A 3,640-nucleotide genomic window follows, 5' to 3' on the forward strand; every position below is an offset into this window, starting at 1 on the left:
TCGCTAATTTCAATATAAATATTAGAGAGCTGCTCTGGTCTCAGTATATTTTTATTTTGAAGCAGGCTTTCAAATTTAAGCCATTTATCCTTATTTTGCTTCACAAATGCAGCTTCTCGCATGGTTTTTCTATTATGACTCAAAGAAACAGATTAAATGGATAATTTTCAAATTGAAACCGCTCAAAATATAAGTATTAATCAGAATGTTGCGAGCGTGGGTGATCGTATCCTTGCTTTTATCGTAGATGCTTTTATAATTGGGTTGTATATAGTAATAAGTTCTTTGGCTTTGGCCGGTACGGGGCTTGATGCCGCAGGGCAATGGGTTTACTACCTTGTGATGGGTTTGCCTTCGCTTTTATATTATTTATTATGGGAGAGTTTATATAATGGGCAAACCCCGGGAAAAGCTGCTTTACAAATTAGGGTAGTGAAATTAGACGGCAGCAGACCCGCTTTTGCCGAATATTTAATTAGGTGGTTGCTTCGATTTATTGATATTTCTATTAGTAGCGGCGCTATTGCGGTGGTCACTATTTTATTAAACGGAAAAGGGCAGCGGTTGGGCGATCTCGCTGCAAAAACCACGGTGATTTCTGAAAAACCAAGAACAAATTTAAATCGTAGTCTGGCTGTAGATGTTCCTGAAGGTTACCAACCAAAATATCCGCAGGTGAGTGTTTTAAAGGATGCAGATGTACAAAATATTAAAAACCTCTATCAAACTGCGAGAAGAAGTCATAACCACCGACTTATTCTGTCACTTTCAGAAAAATTATCAGAATTACTGGAAACTCAACCTAAGGAGTCTCCAATGGAATTTATTCAGCAGGTAATTACAGATTATAATTATTACACCCAGCGGGCCTAATTAATTATTTCAATATCCATTTCAACGTTATTAATTGGCCATTCAGATTGGCCGGTTTCAACCTCTTCAATTTTTTCGGCAACCTCCATTCCTTTGGTTACACGCCCAAAAACAGTATGGTCGTTATTTAAATGTGGGGTTCCGCTTTCTTTCATAACAATAAAGAATTCAAAAGGCGAAGAAGCTTTACTCACATTTTGCTCACTATATTTTGCTGCGGAAAAAGCTCCGTAAGTATGTTTATGGCCGGCATCAAATTCACTGGGAATTAAATAATCTCCAATTTGTGAGCGCTGGCGGGGAGTAGTAACATTATCTGAATTCCCTCCCTGAATCACAAAGCCGGGAGCAACACGATGAAAAAAGGTACTGTTAAAATAACCTTCTTTTACCAGCATTATAAAATTGGCGCGGTGTAGGGGAGTATCTCTAAAAAGTTCTACTTCAATATTGCCAAAACTGGTAATGATTCTCACCCGGGTTTCCGGATTTTCTTTCCCGTACTGAGTTAGAAATGGAATTAATTCTTCCTGTGCAATGGGAAACTCTTTGTTGCTTTGAATAGAATCGCTTTGGTAAGAGGATTCTTCAGCTTTACTATATTTTGCTCTCAGTGAATCTAATTTGGAGGTTTCTTGATTAACTTCTTCTTTATCTAAAGGCTTTTCCGAAGCATTTTTACTGGAAGATTCCTTATCTTCACAACTTGCAAAAAAAAGAATTAGAAAAAGATAAACGAAAGCAAGCGAGTTTTTCATGGATTTTCAGGATTTTAAAGACAGGATACCAAAATTAAAAAAAATTGTCCTTCCGGGAGAAAAGGCGCATCATAAATTAGTGCCTGGCAACCGCATTGAAGAGATGAGAAATCTTGATATTAATAGCCTTAAGCCTAATAAAGCTGGTGTTATGGCGGTATTTTATCCCAATAATTTTGGAAAAACTCATCTGGTTCTAATTTTAAGAAAAACCTATAAAGGCGTTCATTCTAATCAAATTGGATTTCCCGGTGGCCGCGTTGAGCCTGAAGATGATAACCTGCAACAAACTGCTTTACGTGAAACAGAAGAGGAAGTTGGAATTCCCAGGAATAATATTGAAGTAATAAGAGAGCTTACCCGTTTGTACATTCCGCCCAGTAATTTTTGGGTACAACCTTATTTAGGTTTGCTGGAAAAAACTCCAACTTTAATCCCGCAAGAAAGTGAAGTAGAACGTATCTTAGAGGTAGATTTAGATCATTTTTTAGATCATTCTAACTTTGTGAAACAGGAATTGAGCACAAGTTATTCCAGTAAAATGGTTGTGCCTGCATTTAGATTAAATGAACAAATTGTTTGGGGAGCAACGGGAATGATGTTGAGTGAGATTCGGGAAATCTTTAGAAAAAGCTTTTAAAATTTAAGAATTACTATATTTGCCCGGCTTAATTTTTACTCGATAATCGAGATTTAAAATAGTGCCCGGCTAGTTTCATAATTAAATTATATTTTTTCATTAGGTTTCCTAATTTAATGCAACTGGAATTATACAAAAAGTAAGAACTGAAAATTAAACTATGGGATTATTTAAAAGAAATCCATTTGGGCATTTTTTATTTCTGAAAAAGTGGCTTATCCGTATCTTCGGATTACTTAGCCACCGCCGTTATCGCGGTTATAATGAACTTAGCATTGAAGGCTCAGATATCATTAAAAACCTTCCCGATAACAATGTACTTTTTGTTTCTAATCATCAAACTTATTTTGCTGATGTAACTGCAATGTTCCACGTTTTTAACGCGAGTTTAAGCGGAAGGGTAGATTCCATTAAAAATATAGGTTATATCTGGCAGCCAAAACTCAATATTTATTATGTAGCGGCTAAAGAAACCATGAATGCCGGTTTAATCTATAGAATTATGGCTTATGCCGGCGCTGTGAGTGTTGAAAGAACCTGGCGTGCAAAAGGCGAAGAAGTTGAGCGAAAAGTAAATCCAGACGATACAAAGAATATTGGAATGGCCCTGGAAGATGGCTGGGTAATAACTTTCCCACAGGGAACCACCAAACCATTTAAACCCATTAGAAAAGGAACTGCGCATATTATAAAACAATATAAACCGGTGGTAATTCCTATTGTAATTGATGGTTTTAGGCGTTCTTTTGATAAAAAAGGAATTAGGATCAAAAAGCGCGGTATTTTGCAAACTATGCAAATTAAGGAGCCGCTAGACATAGATTATGAAAATGATTCTGTTGAAGAAATTGTAAGCAAGCTTGAGTATGCCATAGAACAGCACCCTTCTTTCCTTAAGGTTATTCCTTCTGATGCGATTAAGGAAATGGAAGAACTAAACAAGAAAAGGGCATATTAAAAAAGTTATCCCAACCCCGAAACTCCAACAATTGCAACCCAGGCGCTATTTTTACCTTATTAAAGTTCAGTATTTAGGCTATCGTTTACACGGTTGGCAAAAACAACCCGATGTAAAAACAGTAGAAGAATTAATCACAAAAACCTTACGTTATGTGATGCCTGAACAAAAGTTTAAAATTTTGGGCACCAGTAGAACCGATGCTATGGTTTCTGCTCAGGAATCGGCATTTGAGTTGTTTTTAGATTATGAACCACTATCTAATCTGGATGAATTTTTAAAAGAATTCAACCAGAATTTACCACAGGATATTCGAGCGCTTGCCATCACCGAAGTAGATGCGAAATTCAATATTATTCAGCATCCAAAACTTAAGGAATATGCTTATTTATTTAGTTTTGGAGAGAAAAA

Annotated in this window: 4 protein-coding genes and 1 pseudogene; 4 read left to right on the forward strand and 1 reads right to left on the reverse strand. The window is 36.4% G+C overall.

Annotated features, from left to right (window positions below; all coding sequences use genetic code 11):
* Nucleotides 1-156 precede the first annotated feature (156 nt).
* A complete protein-coding gene (locus AACZ30_RS13430; RefSeq protein ID WP_339649993.1) occupies nt 157-873 on the forward strand; it encodes an RDD family protein in 717 nt (238 codons plus the stop codon).
* On the opposite strand, the gene AACZ30_RS13435 is transcribed toward AACZ30_RS13430, so the two are convergent.
* Nucleotides 870-1,631, reverse strand: a complete 762-nt coding sequence (locus AACZ30_RS13435; protein WP_339649994.1) for a peptidylprolyl isomerase — start codon at nt 1,629-1,631, stop codon at nt 870-872. The genes AACZ30_RS13430 and AACZ30_RS13435 overlap by 4 nt on opposite strands.
* Between AACZ30_RS13435 and AACZ30_RS13440 the strand changes: the two genes are divergently transcribed.
* The 3 genes and pseudogenes from AACZ30_RS13440 to AACZ30_RS13450 form a co-directional block, all read left to right on the forward strand.
* Nucleotides 1,630-2,271: a CoA pyrophosphatase gene (locus tag AACZ30_RS13440; RefSeq protein WP_208225896.1), complete on the forward strand. Its 642-nt coding sequence runs from the start codon at nt 1,630-1,632 to the stop codon at nt 2,269-2,271. The two genes, AACZ30_RS13435 and AACZ30_RS13440, sit on opposite strands and share 2 nt — an antisense overlap.
* Nucleotides 2,272-2,431: 160 nt before the next feature.
* Complete coding sequence (locus AACZ30_RS13445) at nt 2,432-3,229, forward strand: lysophospholipid acyltransferase family protein (protein WP_075327194.1); 798 nt, start codon at nt 2,432-2,434, stop codon at nt 3,227-3,229.
* 31 nt (nt 3,230-3,260) lie between these two features.
* Nucleotides 3,261-3,640: pseudogene (locus AACZ30_RS13450) on the forward strand (tRNA pseudouridine(38-40) synthase TruA); the annotation flags it as partial.

It is taken from the genome of uncultured Salegentibacter sp. (assembly GCF_963972535.1).
Taxonomy (GTDB): domain Bacteria; phylum Bacteroidota; class Bacteroidia; order Flavobacteriales; family Flavobacteriaceae; genus Salegentibacter.